19 protein-coding genes are annotated in these 18,778 nt (G+C 52.0%); 1 reads left to right on the forward strand and 18 read right to left on the reverse strand.

From position 1 onward, the window contains the following. Positions 1–358: 358 nt before the first annotated feature. Complete coding sequence (locus tag RSX24_RS30030; protein ID WP_236421302.1) at positions 359–907, reverse strand: hypothetical protein; 549 nt, start codon at positions 905–907, stop codon at positions 359–361. A gap of 93 nt (positions 908–1,000) precedes the next feature. Here RSX24_RS30030 and RSX24_RS30035 point away from each other — a divergent pair, with 93 nt between their 5' ends. Continuing rightward, a complete protein-coding gene (locus RSX24_RS30035; protein WP_343262689.1) occupies positions 1,001–1,597 on the forward strand; it encodes a TetR/AcrR family transcriptional regulator in 597 nt (198 codons plus the stop codon). Between the two features lie 108 nt (positions 1,598–1,705). Here the strand turns inward: RSX24_RS30035 and RSX24_RS30040 are convergent, their stop codons facing one another. From RSX24_RS30040 to nadB, 17 genes are all read right to left on the reverse strand, one after another. Then, positions 1,706–3,043 carry a TrkH family potassium uptake protein gene (locus tag RSX24_RS30040; protein ID WP_236421304.1) on the reverse strand — a complete coding sequence of 446 codons (1,338 nt, stop codon included), beginning with the start codon at positions 3,041–3,043 and terminating at the stop codon, positions 1,706–1,708. A gap of 187 nt (positions 3,044–3,230) precedes the next feature. Beyond that, entirely contained in the window at positions 3,231–4,742 is a 1,512-nt protein-coding gene (lysS, locus tag RSX24_RS30045; protein WP_236421305.1) for a lysine--tRNA ligase, read from the reverse strand. Between the two features lie 235 nt (positions 4,743–4,977). Next, positions 4,978–5,454, reverse strand: coding sequence for a transcription elongation factor GreA (gene greA / locus RSX24_RS30050; RefSeq protein WP_236421306.1), 477 nt, complete (start codon positions 5,452–5,454; stop codon positions 4,978–4,980). A gap of 248 nt (positions 5,455–5,702) precedes the next feature. Next, positions 5,703–6,722: a tRNA dihydrouridine synthase DusB gene (gene dusB, locus RSX24_RS30055; protein ID WP_343262690.1), complete on the reverse strand. Its 1,020-nt coding sequence runs from the start codon at positions 6,720–6,722 to the stop codon at positions 5,703–5,705. A gap of 108 nt (positions 6,723–6,830) precedes the next feature. Further along, a complete protein-coding gene (locus RSX24_RS30060) occupies positions 6,831–7,034 on the reverse strand; it encodes a helix-turn-helix domain-containing protein (protein ID WP_236421308.1) in 204 nt (67 codons plus the stop codon). Then, positions 6,986–7,534 (reverse strand): 2-amino-4-hydroxy-6-hydroxymethyldihydropteridine diphosphokinase, encoded by a 549-nt coding sequence (folK, locus tag RSX24_RS30065; protein ID WP_236421309.1) that lies wholly within the window; start codon positions 7,532–7,534, stop codon positions 6,986–6,988. Before folK ends, RSX24_RS30060 begins: the two co-directional genes overlap by 49 nt. Before the next feature lie 8 nt (positions 7,535–7,542). Further along, the gene (gene folB, locus RSX24_RS30070; RefSeq protein ID WP_236421310.1) at positions 7,543–7,905 is read right to left on the reverse strand and encodes a dihydroneopterin aldolase; all 363 of its coding nucleotides are present in this window, start codon (positions 7,903–7,905) and stop codon (positions 7,543–7,545) included. A 124-nt stretch (positions 7,906–8,029) separates the two neighbouring features. Beyond that, a complete protein-coding gene (gene folP / locus RSX24_RS30075) occupies positions 8,030–8,893 on the reverse strand; it encodes a dihydropteroate synthase (RefSeq protein ID WP_339275481.1) in 864 nt (287 codons plus the stop codon). Continuing rightward, a complete protein-coding gene (locus RSX24_RS30080) occupies positions 8,890–9,774 on the reverse strand; it encodes an aminotransferase class IV (RefSeq protein WP_343262691.1) in 885 nt (294 codons plus the stop codon). Before RSX24_RS30080 ends, folP begins: the two co-directional genes overlap by 4 nt. Positions 9,775–9,777: 3 nt before the next feature. Then, positions 9,778–10,353, reverse strand: a complete 576-nt coding sequence (gene pabA, locus RSX24_RS30085; protein WP_236421313.1) for an aminodeoxychorismate/anthranilate synthase component II — start codon at positions 10,351–10,353, stop codon at positions 9,778–9,780. A gap of 43 nt (positions 10,354–10,396) precedes the next feature. Continuing rightward, entirely contained in the window at positions 10,397–12,031 is a 1,635-nt protein-coding gene (locus RSX24_RS30090; RefSeq protein ID WP_343262692.1) for an anthranilate synthase component I family protein, read from the reverse strand. 138 nt (positions 12,032–12,169) lie between these two features. Next, a complete protein-coding gene (gene cysK / locus RSX24_RS30095) occupies positions 12,170–13,108 on the reverse strand; it encodes a cysteine synthase A (protein ID WP_236421315.1) in 939 nt (312 codons plus the stop codon). 364 nt (positions 13,109–13,472) lie between these two features. After that, complete coding sequence (locus RSX24_RS30100) at positions 13,473–14,423, reverse strand: peptidylprolyl isomerase (RefSeq protein WP_343262693.1); 951 nt, start codon at positions 14,421–14,423, stop codon at positions 13,473–13,475. 18 nt (positions 14,424–14,441) lie between these two features. Then, positions 14,442–15,332, reverse strand: a complete 891-nt coding sequence (hslO, locus tag RSX24_RS30105; protein WP_290371512.1) for an Hsp33 family molecular chaperone HslO — start codon at positions 15,330–15,332, stop codon at positions 14,442–14,444. 165 nt (positions 15,333–15,497) lie between these two features. After that, positions 15,498–16,268: a type III pantothenate kinase gene (locus RSX24_RS30110; protein WP_343262694.1), complete on the reverse strand. Its 771-nt coding sequence runs from the start codon at positions 16,266–16,268 to the stop codon at positions 15,498–15,500. A 6-nt stretch (positions 16,269–16,274) separates the two neighbouring features. Then, positions 16,275–17,141, reverse strand: coding sequence for a carboxylating nicotinate-nucleotide diphosphorylase (nadC, locus tag RSX24_RS30115; protein ID WP_343262695.1), 867 nt, complete (start codon positions 17,139–17,141; stop codon positions 16,275–16,277). Next, a complete protein-coding gene (nadB, locus tag RSX24_RS30120; protein ID WP_343262696.1) occupies positions 17,138–18,775 on the reverse strand; it encodes an L-aspartate oxidase in 1,638 nt (545 codons plus the stop codon). Before nadB ends, nadC begins: the two co-directional genes overlap by 4 nt. Positions 18,776–18,778 lie beyond the last annotated feature (3 nt).

The following is an 18,778-nucleotide window of genomic DNA, read 5'->3' on the forward strand; positions in this document are numbered from 1 at the left end:
AAACTTCGTTTTCGTTACTAAGTTGTTGTCCTTAGCAACTCTTATATCTTATCACATCCGAACCAACTTTGCAAGCATTTTTTAAGTTTCTTTTTTCGAAGCTTATTGCTTTGCTTGCCGCACCGTGTTTCTCGGTGTTTTCTTGGCCGGAATAAGAATATACCATGTACATAAATATAATGCAAGTGTTTTTTTTAAAATGTGTTCATCCTTATTGGATCTATAACTCTGGCGACCTAATTAAAATGGATATAATGCATCTCCCTCTCAAAATCATGAGCATGCACACTGAACTGAACCAAACAAATTCAGGCGCACATGCCTTCAGCTCCCCACATGCGCACCCTTCTCACTCCACCTAGTTTACCTTCTTCAAAGGCTCTTTCTTTGGCCACAATGTGTAACTGAAACTGATCACAAAGTCGATAACCAGAATGATTCCCCATATTTGAACCAAGTCCGAAAATGCTTTTGTTCTCTCAGGGTCACCAATCCACCAAATCATGATATACAGGAATCCACTTCCGATACACCAAGCGACTGCATGCCGCAACCATCCTTTCCGCTCATGGCTGGCATGATCTTTGCCGTATCGCTTCATCTCCCGAGGATGGCTTCCTCCTTTAAACCAAAATTGAAAATATCGATCAGCCCAAGAGATCATCTGATGCCCATAAGCAATGCTCACCCCGATGTATATGGCTGCTATGCCGTGTACCAGACTTGCCGTTGCCCCTCGTTGTAAATCAATGACGGTAGCTATAAGCAACAACAGATCCACCACCGGAGTTGCCGCGAGCAATCCCATACCCACCCTTTTCATTCCAAGCAAATATCGCACACTCAAACCGGCTATCACAAAAATCCAGAATGCAATCTCGCACCCAATGATAAAATAGGCAATCACCGTTCTATCTCCCCCCTTTTTTTATAATACAAGTGTACTGAAAACAATTTAACACAATTGTATTATATTAATCAATAGTGATATAATTCGTATATGCCTAAAATTGTAGATCACGACAAACAACGCTTGCTCGTAGCCGAGGCAGCATGGCGCGTCATACGAAGGGATGGCATGGAACAAGCCTCTGTTCGCAAAATTGCCGAAGAGGCCGGCATCTCGCCCGGCTCCATGCGTCACTATTTTTCCACTCAGTCCGAATTGTTGTTATATGCAATGACCTTGGTCTCGGAGCGTGTACACGAACGCATTAAAAGGCTGGACCTTAACGGCCCGCCATTGGAAAATGCAAAGAGGCTGCTGCTTGAGGTATTGCCGACGACGGAAGAGAACATGGCCGAAATGGAGGTGTGGTATGCTTTTACGGCCAAATCCAAGACAGATCCGGCGCTGAAATCGCTAGCAGACCAGGTATATGGAGAATTGCGTTATACCGCTTCCTCCGTCATTCAGTATTTAATCAAGCTCGGGTTGGCCAAACCCGATATGCAGGAACAACTGGAAACGGAACGTTTATACGCATTGATTGACGGCCTTGCCGTTCATGCCATATTGAATCCCGAGCAGATGGAACCCCAACTGTTGGAGGACATCGTTGAGCTGCATCTATCCTCTCTATGCGGTAAACCGTAATACAGACGAAACCAGACCCTGAAAACAAAAAAAACCGCAAAACCCGATTCGACATTTCACCCGAGCTGATGCCTGGATGAAATTCGGCGGGTTTTGCGGTTATTTGGTTTATCCGATAATGATCCGCCCTTCCGGATGGCGGTACAATCTCTTCTCCTTGCGAGGGCGTAATGCATACGCAATCGTTAACGGGCCGATCCGGCCGATGAACATGGTAAGGGAGATAATGATTTTTCCCCAATCGCTAAGCTCCGGGGTCACCCCTACTGATAGTCCTACCGTTCCGATCGCCGAAGCTGCTTCAAACATCAATGCAAGAAACGGCGCATCTTCTGTCGTGAGGAGAAGCATAACAACGATCATAAAGATAATCAACGAGACCATAATGATGGTTAATGCACGCATCAACAGCTCCTTGGGTACGCGATGCCGGAAAAACACGATATCCCGATTCCCTCGAATCATGGCATACACTGCCCCGATCATGATCAGGAACGTCGTTGTTTTGATGCCGCCCCCGGTGGAGCCCGGCGAGGCCCCGATAAACATCAGCAGTATGAAGAAAAACTGCGTAGCCTGCCGCATTTCGGTAATATCAATGGTGCTTGTACCCGAAGAACGCGTCGAAACGGACTGGAAGAAGGAAGCATAGATCTTTTCGTCCCATGTAAGCGAAGCAAGCGTATGGGGATTGGTGAACTCAAAAATGAACAATACAAGCGCACCGATACCGATTAACGAACCCGAGACGGATAATACCAGCTTCGATTGCAGAGACAAACGCCGTTTTTTACGATACTCGAACAGATCATTAAGCACCACAAACCCCAGTCCGCCGGAAACGACGAGAACGGATGCAGTAATGTTGAACAACCAGTCTCCCGTAAAATATTGAAAACTGTTCCCGAACAGGTCGAAGCCACCGTTGTTGAATAAAGATACGGAGTGGAAAATTCCGTAATAAACCGCTTGGCCAAAGGGCATTTCAAGCGCCCATCGAAGAGCCAATATCACTGCAGCAATCCCCTCAATGGTAAACGAAAATATCAGCACCTTGCGGATGATGCGCACGATGCCTTCCATGCTGTCGGCGTTAATGGCCTCTTTAAGCAGCAGCCTGTCCTTCAGGGAAATCCGCTTACCCACCACAAGCGCAAACAAGGTTGCAAGTGTCATGAATCCCAGTCCGCCCAGCTGCATTAATACCATAATAACGATCTGGCCGAACAGATTGAACGTCGTACCCACATCCACCACGACCAACCCTGTAACGCAAGCAGCTGAGGTCGCGGTAAACAGCGCATCGATCAATGGCAGATGTACTCCGCTCTGATTGGCAAAAGGCATCATAAGCAGAATGGTACCGATGGTTATGATCAATAAAAATCCACCTACCAGGATTAACGGAGGAGACAGGATTTTGGCTAAATGAAGCTTGAACTTCATAAAGGGCACCTCTTCTAAAACATAATAAAAACCGCATATTAAATCTAAAGAGGAACTTGCGCCAGCGGTAATGCCGAACAGCAGGTTCCTCTTCTATTATGAACGCTGGATGCGTCCCTTATTATTAACCGCAGCCGTTATTCGCAGAACGCCGACTCTCGATACTTTGACTCTTGCAGTACAACTCCTAGTCTTGCGTACGCGGACGCATATGAGGGAACAGCAGAACATCGCGAATGGAAGGCGAGTTGGTCAACAGCATGATGAGACGATCAATGCCGATCCCCAGTCCACCTGTCGGCGGCATGCCGTATTCCAACGCACGGATGAAGTCGTCATCCATTTCATGCGCTTCGTCGTTTCCGTGCTCTTTCTCCAGCAGCTGCGCTTCGAACCGTTGACGTTGGTCGATCGGATCGTTCAGCTCCGTAAAGGCATTGGCATGCTCGCGACCGACGATGAACAATTCGAAACGGTCTGTAAAACGCGGGTCTACATCACTTTTCTTTGCCAGTGGAGAGATCTCAAGCGGATGTCCCATAATAAACGTCGGCTGAATCAGCGTCTCTTCTACGAATTGCTCGAAGAACGCATTCAGGATGTGACCGAAAGTCATATGCGGTTCAACCGGAACCTTATGTTCTTTGGCCAGACGATGAGCCTCCTCATCCGACATGTGCACGGAGAAGTCTACACCAACGACTTCTTTGACTGCATCCACCATGGTCACACGGCGCCATTGAGGCGTCAGATCCACCTGATGGTCTCCGTACTGGATGACCTGCGTGCCAAGCACTTCTTGGGCGATATGAGCAACCAAATTTTCAGTCAGACGCATGATGTCTTTATAATCGGCATATGCCTCATACAGCTCGATCATCGTGAACTCAGGGTTATGACGTGTCGACATCCCTTCATTCCGGTAAACACGACCGATTTCATACACTTTCTCCAATCCGCCTACGATCAGACGTTTCAGATGAAGCTCAATTGCGATCCGCATGTACAATTCCATGTCCAGCGCATTATGATGCGTGATGAACGGACGCGCAGCGGCACCACCAGCGATAGTATGCAACGTAGGGGTTTCCACCTCGAGATAGCCGAGGGAATCCAGGTAACGGCGCATCGACTGAATGATTTTGGAACGTGTAATGAATGTTTGTTGTACTTCAGGGTTCGTAATCAGGTCCACATAGCGCTGACGATAACGCAGCTCCACATCTGTGAGACCATGATATTTATCCGGCAGTGGGTAGAGCGATTTCGACAATACTTCCAAATCTTTAACTTTGACAGACGTTTCACCGGTTTTGGTCTTGAAGACCACACCGCTAACACCGACGATATCTCCGAGATCAAGCAGGCTGAATGCAGCAAATTTCGACTCTTCCACCGAGTCTTGACGAACATAAATCTGGATTTTGCCGCTCAGGTCCTGAATATGCGCAAAGCTCGCTTTACCCATTCCCCGCTTCGCCATAATCCGTCCGGCAATACTGACTTCGATTTGCTTTTCCTCGAGCTCTTCCTTCGTCAGTTCATTGTACTTCTTCAGAATAGAACCGGCTTCCTCGGTACGTACGTACTTTTTGCCAAACGGGTCGATTCCCAGATTGCGGAGCTCGTCCAGCTTGTCGCGGCGAATTTGCAAAAGCTCGCTAAGTTCGGTTTCCTGATTCAAGACTTCATCCGTCATGATCTATATTCATCTCCTTATTTACATTGCAGACAAAGGCGAATCTGCGCTTCCTCTCATGCCGGGAACATCGTTCATCGATGGTTTCCCGCAAAAGGCAGACCACGGTTGTCGGAAGTTTATGTTGCAGTATCAGGATGCAAGTGTACATCAATGTTTATGCATGCCGGACATGTTGAAAAAAGCTCCCCTAAGGAAGCTTTTGCCTCATTTCCCGACTGCTTCATTGATTATATTACTTCTTAATATCTACAATTTTATATTGAATAACGCCTGCAGGCACGTTTACGTCAACCACCGTACCTTTTTTCTTGCCCAAAATCGCTTTTCCGACAGGGCTTTCGTTCGAGATTTTGTTCTGCAAAGGATCGGATTCAGCCGTACCTACGATGGTATACTCCATGGTGTCGCCAAATTCCAAATCCTCAACGATTACCGTTGCGCCTACGCTTACAGCGTCGGTATCGATCTCGTCATTGTTGATGATGCGCGCGTTGCGGAGCATTTTCTCCAGCGTAATGATGCGGCCTTCGATGAACGCCTGCTCATTCTTCGCATCTTCGTATTCGGAGTTCTCGCTGATATCGCCATAACCGATGGCTACCTTGATCCGCTCAGCCACCTCACGGCGCTTGACAGACTTCAGCGTCTCCAGTTCTTCTTCCAGTTTCTTGAGTCCCTCTTGTGTAAGGATAACTTCCTTATCGCTCATCTCAACCGATTCTCCTGTCATGGGAATAATTTGATTGCACGGCAACGGAACCCATGATGTCTTTCAAAAGCCCCGCCCGCATATATCTTGAAAACTATATGAAGTTCTCCGGAGAAACAGAACGTTTCCCCTGATGCACTAAGCCTTATGACACACATTGGCGAATTTATACTGAGAAATTATAGGGGAACGACATCGAAAAGTCAATGTCACTCCCCATATGGCTGTAAACGTTTTACAACGTCGTCTTAGGATGCATTTTCAGCAACGGCACGTTCAGCGTCAGATGGCCCCTCTTGATGCAGTTGACTTACGAAATTCTCCAAAATATGCACCATTTCGTCACGTTTCGTTCCTTCCATAATAACGTCCTTGATACGTGCGGATCCTTTGAGCCCTTTCAGATACCACGCCAAATGTTTGCGCATCTCGCGTACAGCGACCACTTCGCCCTTAAGGGCAACGAGACGATCCATATGCAGGATAGCCACGCGGATTTTTTCTTCGGCTTCCGGATCAGGCAGCAGCTCCCCGGAGCTTAAATATTGAATGGTACGATACAGCATCCATGGATTGCCGAGTGCAGCACGGCCGATCATGACGCCGTCGCAACCCGTTTCATCCAGCATGCGCCGCGCATCCTCCGGAGTAGCTACGTCCCCATTGCCGATGACCGGAATGGACACGGCTTCTTTCACGTTTTTGATGTGGGACCAATCGGCTGTTCCCGTATACAGCTGCTCCCGGGTACGACCATGCACGCTCACTGCCTGTCCTCCAGCACGTTCTACGGCAAGGGCATTTTCGACCACATAGATATGCTCACTGTCCCAGCCAATACGCATTTTGACCGTGACCGGCTTCTCAACAGCATCAACTACGGCAGATACCATCTCGTAGATTTTGTCCGGATTCAGCAGCCAGCGTGCCCCTGCATCGCATTTCGTTATTTTGGGTACCGGGCATCCCATGTTGATGTCAATGATGTCTGCATTGGTTTCCTTATCGACTACTTTGGCAGCCTCTACGAGCGATTGGCGGTCGCCTCCGACAATTTGCAGGCTGAGCGGCTTCTCCCGCTCATCCACGAACAGCATCTGGCGCGTGCGCTTGTTGCCGTGAACGATCGCTTTGTCGCTGACCATCTCGGCGCAAACGAGTCCTGTTCCGAATTCTTTGGCGATCAAACGAAAAGCCGGATTGCAGACACCGGCCATAGGCGCCAGCACGACCTGATTTTTCATTTCAATATTGCCTATTTTCAGCATCCCTTGTCCCACTCTCCTTCATTTTGCAGGCATCCCTCAGAAGACCCGCAGTCAAAATTGAACATTGTATGTCGAACGTCAAGCTGTCATTCAAACTGAAGATACGATCTATTGCCCTTGAAGCTCGCTGGCGCTGACCCCAAGCGTTTCAACGATCCGTGCCAACTCCTTTTCCGTCACCACGCGGTTGCCCCGCTCAATCGTGCCCAGAACAGCCAGCGATATGCCGGTTTTTGCAGCAAGCTCCTGCTGCGTCAAACCTCTCAACTTCCGGAATGCCCGGATGCGATTGGCCAGTTGCATGTTTTCCAAAGCCGAATTCCACCCTTTCCATCCAGCGCAGACAACGATGCGTGTACAACGTCGTACAAACCTGTAGTCTCCCCTTCGGACACGATGTCGGACAACGGAACCAGCACAAATGCCCGCTCACCCATTCGCGGGTGCGGCAGCTGCAGCAATTCCGTATCCCTTGTCTCCCCATTTACCCAAAGCAGGTCCAGATCAACGGTGCGAGGGCCCCAGCGAACATCCCGAACCCGGCCAAGCCGATTCTCGATCTCCAGCATCGCAGTAAGCAACTGCTCAGGCTGAAGGCTCGTTTGGAGCGCTGCCGCCATATTCAGAAAAGCGGGCTGATCCACGTAGCCTACCGGCTCCGTCTCATAGAGCGCAGAACCCCGAAGAACCTTGATCTGCGGGTGTTCGTCAAGCAAATTTAGCGCCTCAAGCAGCGTCTGCTCGCGATCCCCCAAATTAGCCCCTAAAGCAATATAAGCCTCTGAAAATTCAGAGGTCGAATGTGCATTCATATCCGTTCTCACTTTCTTGTGCGCCGAAGCTCCACGGTCACGCCGCCAAAATGAATATCGAACGGCGGATGCGGCTTCGTCACCTTGACTGTAAGTGCAATGATACTAGTATAAGTGTCCAGTAATGAAGATGCAATATGTTCACCCAATGCTTCAATTAACTGGAATGACGTATTCTCGACGATGCCCTTCACGAGCTCGTGGATTTCCGCGTAATTTATCGTTTTGGTCAGGTCGTCCGTACGCCCGGCTTCCCCCAAGTCCATATCCAGCTCCAGGTCTATGTAATAGCGCTGCCCAAGTTTCCGTTCTTCCTCAAACACGCCATGATACCCGTAATACTCCATTCGATGCAAAACCATCCGGTCCATCATTTCATCCTCCTTCAACCTTTATGCAGTCCGCCAAACTCATCAAACGCATTCCGTTAGCAACCTTCTCCTCTTTCCCAAAAACGCTGCGCTTCCTCCGGACGCGTCCAGGCAGACCGCCGTTTCATCTTCTCCGCAAGCCCGGAGAAGCGTATAACATGGCGTCACACATGTCCACCGTGCGCCGAATCGGCTTCACGTCATGGACGCGAACCATCTGGCAGCCTTGGGCGATGCCGAAGGCAACCGTTGCCGCCGTGCCTTCCACCGCATCGCCCGGCTCCACGCCGAGCGTGGTCTGAATGAACCGCTTGCGCGATGTGGCGAGCAGAACGGGATATCCCAGCTCGTTCAATTCCCCAAGCGCAGACATCAGCGTCAAATTCTCGTTCAGGTCCTTTGCGAATCCGATACCTGGGTCCAGCCAGATTTGGTTTTCTTTTACGCTCGCCTCCTTTGCGATCCGTACGCTCTCCTGGAGGTCGCGGACGACGTCAGGCACATAATCGGTGTAGTCGCGCGCCTGCCGATTGTGCATTAGAATGATGGGACATCCCAGCTCTGCAGCCGTGCGGGCCATATCCGGATCAGCTTTCGCCCCCCACACGTCGTTAATGATGTGAGCTCCGGCAAGGATGGCTTCACGGGCAACGCCTGCCTTGTAGGTATCCACCGAAATGGGAATATGCGGAGCTTCCCGGCGCAGCGCCTCGATCACCGGAACGATCCGGCTCATCTCTTCCTCGGCGGTCACGACCTGTGAGCCGGGACGCGTCGACTCTCCGCCGATGTCGATCAAATCGGCGCCGTCCTCCATCATCTGAAGCGCATGAGTGACGGCGCGCTCCACATTGTTGTAACGCCCTCCATCCGAAAACGAATCGGGCGTAACATTGAGAATGCCCATAATAAGCGTCCGTTCCCCGAGCTTTAGCCCGGCCGGCCCCCATGCATAATCTCGTTCATATATGATTGGTGCAAGCGTCATGAATTTAACCCCGCTTTCTCTCGGTACTTATGAAGAAGCCCGGCTGTAATTGGACCTATTCTTCCGTCGCTGATGATTCGGACTTCACCCATCGGATCACGCAGCGAAGTCACGGGGACCAATTCGGCCACGGAGCCTGTCAGGAAAATCTCATCCGCCTCCAGCAGGCTGTCCCATGCATACAAACCTTCTTCGCAAGGTATGTTCTGCCCGCCCGCCAATTCCAACACCATTCCACGGGTGATGCCAGGCAGTATGCCCGTATGGATGGACGGCGTATACAGGACACCCGATCTTATCCAAAATACGTTGCTCACGATGCCTTCCGCCACATAGCCCTCCCTGGTCAGCTGAAGGCCTTCCGCGCCATGAGCCGCCTCGCCATATCCATTCAGCTCGCGTTTGGCTAGAATGCTGTTCATGTAATGCAGCGATTTCAGCCGCACGGCCCCTTCCGGGGTGTTGCGGGGCAGCTTCAGGCATTGCAGCATTTTGCCGCGTTCGTGCAATTCAGACGATGCGGGCGGCAGTGCCTTGGCCAGGACGATATGATTCGGCGTTCCGTAATCGGATGAAGGCAAACCGAGCGGCGCCTCCCCGGCTGAAACGGTATAGCGTACATATGCCTCTTCCAATCCGTTCGCCTGCATCAACTCCCCAATCCAGCTCTCCACCTCGGGCGCAGTCACATGGAAGGGGATGCCCAACTCCCGGCAACCGGCCGCCATCCGCTCCAGATGACGTTCCAGCAGGAAAGGCACGCCCCGATAGGTCCTGAACGTCTCGAAGAGTCCCAGCCCGTACAAAAAGCCGTGATCCGTTACCGGAACCACGGCTACTGCCATGGGAACGACTTTTCCATTCAATGCGGCATATTTCATCGCCTATGCCTTGACCTGACCTGCCAGGAAATTACGCAGCATTTGGTGCCCATGATCCGTAATGATCGACTCCGGATGGAACTGTACACCTTCGATCGCATATTCCTTATGACGCAGGCCCATAATTTCGCCTTCGGCGGTTTCTGCCGTGATTTCCAAACAATCCGGCAAACTGCTGCGCTCAACGATCAAGGAATGATAACGCGTTGCCGTAAACGGAGATGGCAATCCGGCAAACACGGACGTGCCGTTATGGAACATCTCCGACGTTTTGCCATGCATCATGCGCTCTGCGCGAATGACATTGCCGCCAAACGCCTGTCCGATGGATTGATGGCCCAGGCATACGCCAAAGATCGGGATGCGGCCTTTGAAATGTTCAATAACGGCCAAGCTGATTCCCGCTTCATTCGGCGTACAAGGGCCGGGAGAGATCAAAATGTGATCCGGGGCGAGTGTCTCAATGCCTTCCAGATCAATCTCGTCATTGCGTCTTACTTCGACGGTTTCCCCCAATTCGCCCAAATATTGAACCAAGTTGTAGGTAAAAGAATCATAATTATCGATAACCAGGATCATCGCTCGTGCTCCTCCTCTTCCGTCCTGCTTGAAGACGGCTCTCTTATTGGGCCCGGACCGGCTCAGCCTGCCCGGACTGCTTCTCTGTGGAATCGGTATGTTCCACCAATGCTCTGCTCTGAATCTCTTCTTCACTGTGCTTCACGGCTTTAATCATCGCTCTGGCTTTGTTGCGGCACTCTCTGTATTCTCGGTAAGGGTCGGAATCGATCACGATGCCCGCCCCGGCCTGGACGTAACCCACGCCATCCTTGACGGCAAGCGTCCGGATGACAATATTCAATTCCATGTTTCCACTGAAGTCTATCCAGCCAATCGAGCCCGTGTAGGGCCCGCGGCGAACAGGCTCCAGCTCCTCGATGATTTCCATCGTTCGCACCTTCGGCGCGCCGGTAATGGTGCCTCCAGGAAATGTGGCTGCGATGACATCGTACACCGATAATCCCTCGGCCAGCATTCCCTCCACTTGGGAGACAAGATGCATGACGTGCGAATATCTCTCGATCGTCATCAACTCCGGAACACGCACCGAACCGTAAGCGGCAATCCGGCCGATATCGTTTCGTTCCAGATCGACCAGCATAATGTGCTCGGCCCGTTCCTTTTCGCTGTTCAACAGCTCCGCAGCCATCGCCTCGTCCTCAGCCTGGTCCCGGCCCCTTCGCCTTGTTCCCGCAATAGGACGTGCGCTTACCTTGCCCTGATCGACCTTGACGAGCAGCTCAGGCGATCCGCAGACGAGTTGAAATTCCGGACTGCGCAGCAGGCCCATGTATGGAGACGGGTTGACGATCCGCAGCCATTCATAGATATCTTCAGCCGAAGACTGCAATCCTTTTTGTTGACGCAGGGACAGATTCACCTGAAATACGTCGCCCTGCCTGATGTACTCCTGCACCCGCTGTACCGCATTTTCGAAATCCTGCCGCGGAAACGGGGTTTGCCAACCTTCCGTTTCCGCGTCCGCCGGTTCGTTCTGCTGCACGGCCCACCGCTGCCTGCGTTGATCCAAAATCCGCTGCTGCTCGTCCGACTTCGCCGCATCCATCATCTGCGACCACTGTCGCTGCATCGCTTTTGCACGGCCTTCCGCCTTTTCAAACGCAGCGCGAAGGCCGCTGTCATTCGCTTCCGGCTGTAAAGGCGCCGGCACATGGATCATGCAATAAAGCGCACCAGACTCATGATCGTAGGCCCACAACTCTTCGAAACGCATCCACCAGTAATCCGGCAATGCCGGATCATCCTTCGCTAGTGCAGGCAGTTTCTCCAGCGAGCGGGCCACGTCATAACTTAGATAGCCTGCACATCCGCCAGCGAAGCCGGGTACTCCCTCTACTCGGGGAGCGCGATAGGGCTGTGCCCAACGCTGCAGAACCTCCAGCGGCTTACCCTGATCATTTCGCCGCTCTCCACTGGCCAGCTCCTCGATTACGGCTTCGCTTCCTTTTCCCGAAATCACCGATACCGGGTGCAGTCCCACAAACGTATAGCGTCCACCCTTGCCGTTCTCCAAAACCATGGCATGAGGAGCGGCCTGCTGCCACGCTTCAGCCCACGTCGGCGGCAAACCGCCATGCTTCGTGCCACCGTCCGACCGAATGATATAAGGCAGCATCGTCCAGTCCTGAACGGCCCACTCCATCCAATCGGCGTATGTTGTCATCAGCTCTGTCATCGCGGTTTGCCGCCCTCCATCTGTCGCAAGTTCTATTGTTTGATAGTATACTAAAGCGCCGACCCTTTTAAAAGCATCCAGACAAAAAATCCCCCACACCCGATACACGGGCATGGAGGATCGATCCAGCTCATAAAATTAAGCTTCGAAGTTGTACAATGGCGTACTGAGGTAACGTTCACCGTTACTTGGCACGATCACGACAACGCGTTTGCCTGCCCCAAGCTGCTTGGCTACCTGCAAGCCGGCACGAATGGCCGCACCGGAGGAAATACCGGAAAGGATGCCCTCTTCCTTGGCCACCTGGCGGGCAGTTTCGAATGCATCATCGTTCTCGATGTGAATGATCTCGTCATACACTTCTTGGTTAAGGATTTCAGGAATAAAGTTCGCGCCAATTCCTTGGATTTTATGTGGTCCCGGTTTGCCGCCGGCAAGAATTGGAGATGCTGCCGGTTCAACCGCGTATACTTTCACCGATGGGAACGCTTCTTTAAGCACTTCGCCTGCACCCGTAATCGTTCCTCCCGTACCGATGCCCGCAACGAATGCATCCAATGTGCCTCCGATGGATTCGATGGCCTCCACGATTTCCGGACCTGTCGTTTCACGGTGAATTTTTACGTTCGCTTCATTCTTGAATTGTTCTGCCATGAAGTATGTCGGATTGGCTTTCTGCAGTTCTTCCGCCTTCTTAACGGCCCCGTTCATGCCCTCGGACCCTGGCGTCAGCACCAGTTCGGCTCCGTATGCGCGCAGCAGGTTGCGGCGCTCCAAACTCATCGTTTCAGGCATGACGATCACTGCCTTGTAACCTTTGGCTGCGGCAACCATGGCCAAACCGATCCCGGTGTTCCCGCTGGTTGCTTCAATAATGGTGTCGCCCGGCTTCAGCTTGCCTTCCTTTTCCGCTTCTTCCACGATGCTAACGGCAATGCGGTCTTTAACGCTGGAGCCAGGGTTTTGGTACTCCAGTTTCACGAATACTTCGGCACTGCCCTCCGGAACGATGCGGTTCAAACGCACAAGAGGAGTTCCCCCGATCAATTCTGTTACGTTATTAACGACTTTAGCCATATGAATGCCCTCCTTAGGTTGGATGAGTAAATCTTGGTCCTGCGGGACCCTTCTGCGGCTGAACCAGCCTCTGGTTGCTGTATAGAAGAACCGCGGAAACCCCTTGCTTCATATTCATCCTGTCAACGACAACGCATTGGCAGGCCAGGTCTCCGAAGGTTTCTTTTCAAAAAGTATATAAGCACAAATCATGTTTAATCCGAGTAAAAAAGTAGGTATTGCTATTTTCATCTTATCAACGTTACACCTTATTGTCAATATGAGTGCCAAAAAAAATACTCTTTCCATGGGCATTTGGGCCCACAAAAAGAGTCTATTTATCACAATGCTGTCGGCAGGCTGCAAAGAGGGAACAATCGGGTTTTTACGAAGCCGGAATTTCGGCAATGATGACCGCTTCGTATTTGTCGCGCAGTCTCTCTTCCACTTCGGAAAGGGGATCTGCCTGACTTAATGCGAGCTGCATGCGAATCTCTTCAACGATCTCCTCGTCCGAAGGAACTTCTTTTTCTTTTCGGTCATTCATTTTGAGGATCGCATACCCTTCTTCCACCGGAATGGGACCTGCGATTTCGCCTTTTTGCATATGCTCGGCCCGGTTCATGATCGCTTCAGGCTGAAAGGGATCCGTTCGTTCGATCCAACCCAATCGCCCGCCGGAGTCGCGCGAGTAACTGTCGATCGATTCCGTTCGCGCGGTTTCTCCAAAGTCGGTGCCCTTTTTCAATGCATCCACCAAATCCTCGGCATATTGCCTGTCCTTGACCACGATAAGAGATAGATCGTATTTCTCGGGTGTCACGAAATCTTCCTCATGTTTGCTCCGGTAGTCCTCAATGTCCGATTCCCTCACCTGGATGCCGATCGTTGCGATCTTTTCCAGCAGCAGCTTGTAGCCTGCCTCTAATTCCAGTTCTTCTTTGGTCAGGCCCAGTTGGGACTGCATCTCGTCAAAATACGCCTGCACCGAGTCGTATCCTTCCATCGCCGCGTTAAGTTCCCGGCTAATTTCACGAGGGGTTACCGTCAGATTTCGGTTGAGCGCTTCGGCATACACCGCTTTGCGATTCAACATCTGAATCAGCAATTCGTTTCCGTAACGTCGCTTCAGCGCATCCGTCCATTCCTTGTCGGTAATCACTTCCCCATTGATTGTTGCAATGACATTGCCATCTCCCCGTCCGTTCTCGCCGGATGCATCCGCGTCTTCGCGTTGTGGCCTGAGGCCCTGCATAACCATCATGGTCCCCATCACCACCATGCCGAGCGTCAAGACAACTACCGCCGTCCACAACCCTTTTTCCTGACTTGTCATTGCGTGCCCCCGCCCGAATCAGCTCTTGGCTTGTTCTAGAATGCTCTCGAGCTGTTCGCGATCAAATTGGTATGCTTCGTTGCAAAATTGGCAAACCACTTCGGCTTTGCCATCTTCTTCGATCAATTGCTCCATCTCGGATTGCCCAAGACTAATCAGCGTTTTTTCCACGCGCTCACGTGAGCACTCGCAACGGAAATGAATGTCCATGCCATCCATAATACGCACGTCCGGAAGCACCTGGCGAAGCAGTTCCTCCAGCTCCATTCCTTGCTCCAGCAAAGTGGTTACCGGGGACAACTCGCCAAGGGATGTTTCAATCGCTGAGATCTCGTCATCGCTCAATCCTGGCAGCAATTGTACGATAAATCCGCCAGCGACGATGACCGAGCTATCCTGATCGACCAGCACACCCAAACCAACCGCAGAGGGCGTCTGCTCGGAAGTTGCGAAATAGTAGGTAAAATCTTCGGCAAGCTCGCCGGAAATGATCGGCACGCTGCCGCGGTAAGGCTCCTTCAATCCAAGGTCCTTGGTGATATGAAGGAATCCTTCCGTACCAACCGCTCCCGCAACATCGAGCTTTCCTTTGCTGTTGCTTGGCAGATGCACATGCGGATTGTGTACATATCCGCGCACTTCGCCCTTGGCGTTGGCATCGGCAACAATCTGGCCGATCGGCCCGTTTCCTTTGATCTGAACCGTCAGCTTCTCCTCGCCCTTCAGCATGGCGCCCATCATGGCCGCAGCCGTTGCCGTGCGTCCCATCGCTGCCGTGGCTGTAGGGAACGTATCGTGTCTTCGGCGCAATTCTTCTACCAACGCCGTCGTTTGAACGGCGAAGGCTCTGACCCGTCCCTCCATGGCCGTCCCACGAATCAGCCGGTCTTGCTTGTGGTTGTTTTCCAAGCTTTTCAGCCTCCTTAGTTGTTTCATCATCATATCGATGATGTTTAAATTATTTAATGAACCCGATTTCAATCCAATGATAAAGAGAAAAAGCTCCTGCAAGCGACAGAAAAGACGGCCCGTACTTCAGACTGTCCACCAGCCCGCTGTCTGCCGTCCTTATCCTTACCTTTCCCGGTTCCGTTCATAAATGATACGCAGCCCTTCCAGTGTAAGCAGCGGATCAACCTTCTCGATGCTGCGAGTCTCCTCGGCAATCAGTGATGCCAATCCCCCTGTTGCGATCACCGTCGGCTTCGCGTCCATCTCTGCGCAGATGCGTTCCACGATGCCGTCGACCTGGCCGGCATATCCGTAAATAATGCCTGATTGCATGGCATGTACGGTGTTGCGGCCAATAACCTTTTTGGGCTTTTCCAATTCGATGCGCGGCAGCTTCGAAGCCCGTTCATACAGCGCCTCGGTGGCGATATGAATGCCAGGCACGATCGCTCCGCCGAGATAATGGCCTTTCTCGTCAATGCAGTCGAAGGTCGTTGCCGTCCCAAAATCGACAACAACGAGCGGTCCGCCATACTTGGCGGTGGCAGCCACGGCATTAACGATCCGATCGGCGCCTACCTCGCGCGGATTTTCATATCGCAGATTCAGGCCGGTTTTGATACCGGGCCCAACCAGCATCGGCCTTTGGCCGATGTATTTTTCACACATCGTTTCAATCACGTTCACCAGCGGCGGAACCACCGATGAAATGATCACGCCTTCAATGTCTCGGGCAGACATGCCGGACATATGAAATAAATTATAAATCAATACGCCGTATTCATCCACTGTCGACTGGCGTGAGGTACTCAAGCGAAAATGATGGAGCAGCTCCCGTCCCCGGTATACCCCAAGCACGATATTGCTGTTGCCCACGTCCACAACAAGAATCAAAGAGGTTCACCCCTCCTTCTTTTCGTTTAAATCCAGGCTGATATCGAGGCTCTCGAAAGAATAGGTTAACCTGCCTACCGAAATTACATCCACACCCGTCTCGGCAATTCCCCGGATCGTCTCCAAAGATACATTTCCTGAAGCCTCCACCTTAACATGTGGGGCCTGCTCACGAATGACGGCGACGGCTTCACGCATCAGGCCGGGCTGCATGTTGTCGAGCATGATGATGTCCGCGCCGGCCTGCAGCGCTTCCTGCACCTGTTCCAGATTCTCCGTCTCTACTTCAATGGTCATTGTATGCGGGATAGCCCTTCTTGCCCGTTTGACCGCTTGAGTGATACCGCCTGCACCTTTAATATGATTGTCTTTGATCATGACTGCATCATAGAGGCCAAACCGATGATTCGCTCCCCCGCCGACGCGTACGGCATACTTCTCCAGCATGCGGTGGCCCGGCGTCGTTTTGCGCGTATCCACCAATCGGGTTGGCAGCCCTTCCAATGCGTCCACATACATACGCGTGCGGGTCGCAATGCCGGACATGCGTTGGAGCAGATTCAAGGCAAGTCGCTCTCCCGTCAGCAGACGATGCGTACTGCCCTCCACCTCGGCTAAAATCGTTCCACGTGTAACACGATCGCCATCTTTCACTTTGGCGGCAAAAGAAAGCGTTCGGTCCACCTCGCGGAAAACAAGCTCGGCTACATGGATTCCGGCAACGATACCATCGTCCTTGGCATGGATCACCGCTTTGGATTGATGACCTTCCGGGATTGTTACAGTTGTCGTTACATCACCCGAACCGACATCTTCGCGAAGCCAGCCCTTAATCGATTCAATCAGTGCTTCATTATATCCATCGAGTATCATGACATCAATTCCTCCACGATCGCTTGTTCCCGCTGCTGCAGGCTGTGTCTCTGCCAAACCGCGTCATTACGTTCGGGGTAATCCTCACGATAATGAGCTCCCCGGCTCTCCTGCCGGTGCAAGGCTCCGCTTGTCACCAGCCAGGCACATGTCAGCAGGTTTGCATATTCCATTTCCTCAACTTGCTCAAGCTCCTGTTCAAAAAAGGCCATCTCCTGCTTCAACTTCTCGGAGGCTTCGCGCAATCCGTTCAGGTTACGCCGCAATCCGACTTGTCTTACCATTAGCTTCTGTAACCGTAGACGCCGCTCGGAAACAGGTTTTTGATCTAACGTTAACCGGTTGACTCTTGGATCAGGGTTCCCGATGAAACTTGTTTTCGAATGGTTTTCCTCCTGTGCAGTTAACGGAGGCAGCTGAGAAATCCGTTCGACGATGCGGCTTCCGAACACGATCGCTTCGGACAATGAATTGCTGGCCAGACGGTTTGCACCATGCACGCCTGTGGACGAGACTTCCCCGCAAGCGAACAATCTTGAAATGCTGCTCTCCCCGTTCATATCCGTCTTCACGCCACCCATCATGTAATGGGCCGCAGGAGCGACGGGTATCCAATCGGATGTCAAATCAAGTCCGTAACGCATGCAGGTTTCATAAATGGTTGGAAAACGGTGTTTGACCATCTCTGCCGATTCATGCGTAATGTCCAGATAAACAAACGTGCTGTTCGTAGCTTCCATCTCGCTAATGATCGCCCTTGCTACGATATCACGCGGTGCAAGCTCCAGCTGCGCATGATACCGCGCCATGAACCGTTCGCCCTTCACGTTGCGCAGATACGCGCCCTCGCCGCGAACCGCTTCGGAGATCAGGAATCTCGGGGCACCGGGATAACAGAGCGAGGTTGGATGAAACTGAATGAACTCCATATCACGAACGACGGCGCCAGCACGATACGCCATAGCTACCCCGTCGGCTGTCGCTACTTCCGGGTTCGTTGTGTATCTATACAGCTGCCCCGCTCCGCCTGAGCAGAGCACCGTCGCTTTTGCCTTCACAAACACTCTTGTTCCATCAGGCTTTTGCACAAGCACGCCTCTACACTCGCCATCCCCGGTTATCAAGTCGATGACGAAGTGTTCATCCCAAACGTCGATGCCGGGATGCTCGCTCACTTCAACGGCCAGCGCACGCACGATTTCGTAGCCTGTCGCATCTCCGTTTGCATGCAGTATGCGGCGGTGGCTATGCGCGCCCTCCTGTGTCAGTGCCAGCTCGCCGTCCTCGAGATCGAACGAGGTGCCCAGGCGGATCAGTTCCTTGACTCCGTCGGGCCCTTCATTTACCAAAGCTTCCACCGCTTCAGGACGACAAAGCCCGGCCCCGGCCACCATCGTGTCCTGCAGATGGTATGCCGGCGAATCGTCCTCAGCAATCACCGCGGCGATGCCTCCCTGAGCATAACGGGTATTGCTTTCGAGCAACGATTTCTTCGTAATCATGAGTACGCGGTTCTGCGCGCTCGCCTTGATGGCCGTAAACAAACCTGCGATGCCCGATCCAATCACCAGCACATCCGTTTCATGCACCGGCAGCAGGGATATATCAAAATCTACTACATATTGCGGTATCATGTT

The organism is Paenibacillus hubeiensis (assembly GCF_032334105.1).
Lineage (GTDB): Bacteria > Bacillota > Bacilli > Paenibacillales > Paenibacillaceae > Paenibacillus > Paenibacillus hubeiensis.

What these genes read in the sequence shown, in the direction of transcription:
- RSX24_RS30035 (WP_343262689.1), top strand. Translation starts at nt 1,001, where the DNA reads ATGCCTAAAATTGTAGATCACGACAAACAACGCTTGCTCGTAGCCGAG.
- RSX24_RS30040 (WP_236421304.1), bottom strand. Translation starts at nt 3,043, where the DNA reads ATGAAGTTCAAGCTTCATTTAGCCAAAATCCTGTCTCCTCCGTTAATC.
- lysS (WP_236421305.1), bottom strand. Translation starts at nt 4,742, where the DNA reads ATGACGGATGAAGTCTTGAATCAGGAAACCGAACTTAGCGAGCTTTTG.
- greA (WP_236421306.1), bottom strand. Translation starts at nt 5,454, where the DNA reads ATGAGCGATAAGGAAGTTATCCTTACACAAGAGGGACTCAAGAAACTG.
- dusB (WP_343262690.1), bottom strand. Translation starts at nt 6,722, where the DNA reads ATGCTGAAAATAGGCAATATTGAAATGAAAAATCAGGTCGTGCTGGCG.
- folK (WP_236421309.1), bottom strand. Translation starts at nt 7,534, where the DNA reads ATGAATGCACATTCGACCTCTGAATTTTCAGAGGCTTATATTGCTTTA.
- folB (WP_236421310.1), bottom strand. Translation starts at nt 7,905, where the DNA reads ATGGACCGGATGGTTTTGCATCGAATGGAGTATTACGGGTATCATGGC.
- folP (WP_339275481.1), bottom strand. Translation starts at nt 8,893, where the DNA reads ATGACGCTTGCACCAATCATATATGAACGAGATTATGCATGGGGGCCG.
- RSX24_RS30080 (WP_343262691.1), bottom strand. Translation starts at nt 9,774, where the DNA reads ATGAAATATGCCGCATTGAATGGAAAAGTCGTTCCCATGGCAGTAGCC.
- pabA (WP_236421313.1), bottom strand. Translation starts at nt 10,353, where the DNA reads ATGATCCTGGTTATCGATAATTATGATTCTTTTACCTACAACTTGGTT.
- RSX24_RS30090 (WP_343262692.1), bottom strand. Translation starts at nt 12,031, where the DNA reads ATGACAGAGCTGATGACAACATACGCCGATTGGATGGAGTGGGCCGTT.
- cysK (WP_236421315.1), bottom strand. Translation starts at nt 13,108, where the DNA reads ATGGCTAAAGTCGTTAATAACGTAACAGAATTGATCGGGGGAACTCCT.
- RSX24_RS30100 (WP_343262693.1), bottom strand. Translation starts at nt 14,423, where the DNA reads ATGACAAGTCAGGAAAAAGGGTTGTGGACGGCGGTAGTTGTCTTGACG.
- nadC (WP_343262695.1), bottom strand. Translation starts at nt 17,141, where the DNA reads ATGATACTCGATGGATATAATGAAGCACTGATTGAATCGATTAAGGGC.
- nadB (WP_343262696.1), bottom strand. Translation starts at nt 18,775, where the DNA reads ATGATACCGCAATATGTAGTAGATTTTGATATATCCCTGCTGCCGGTG.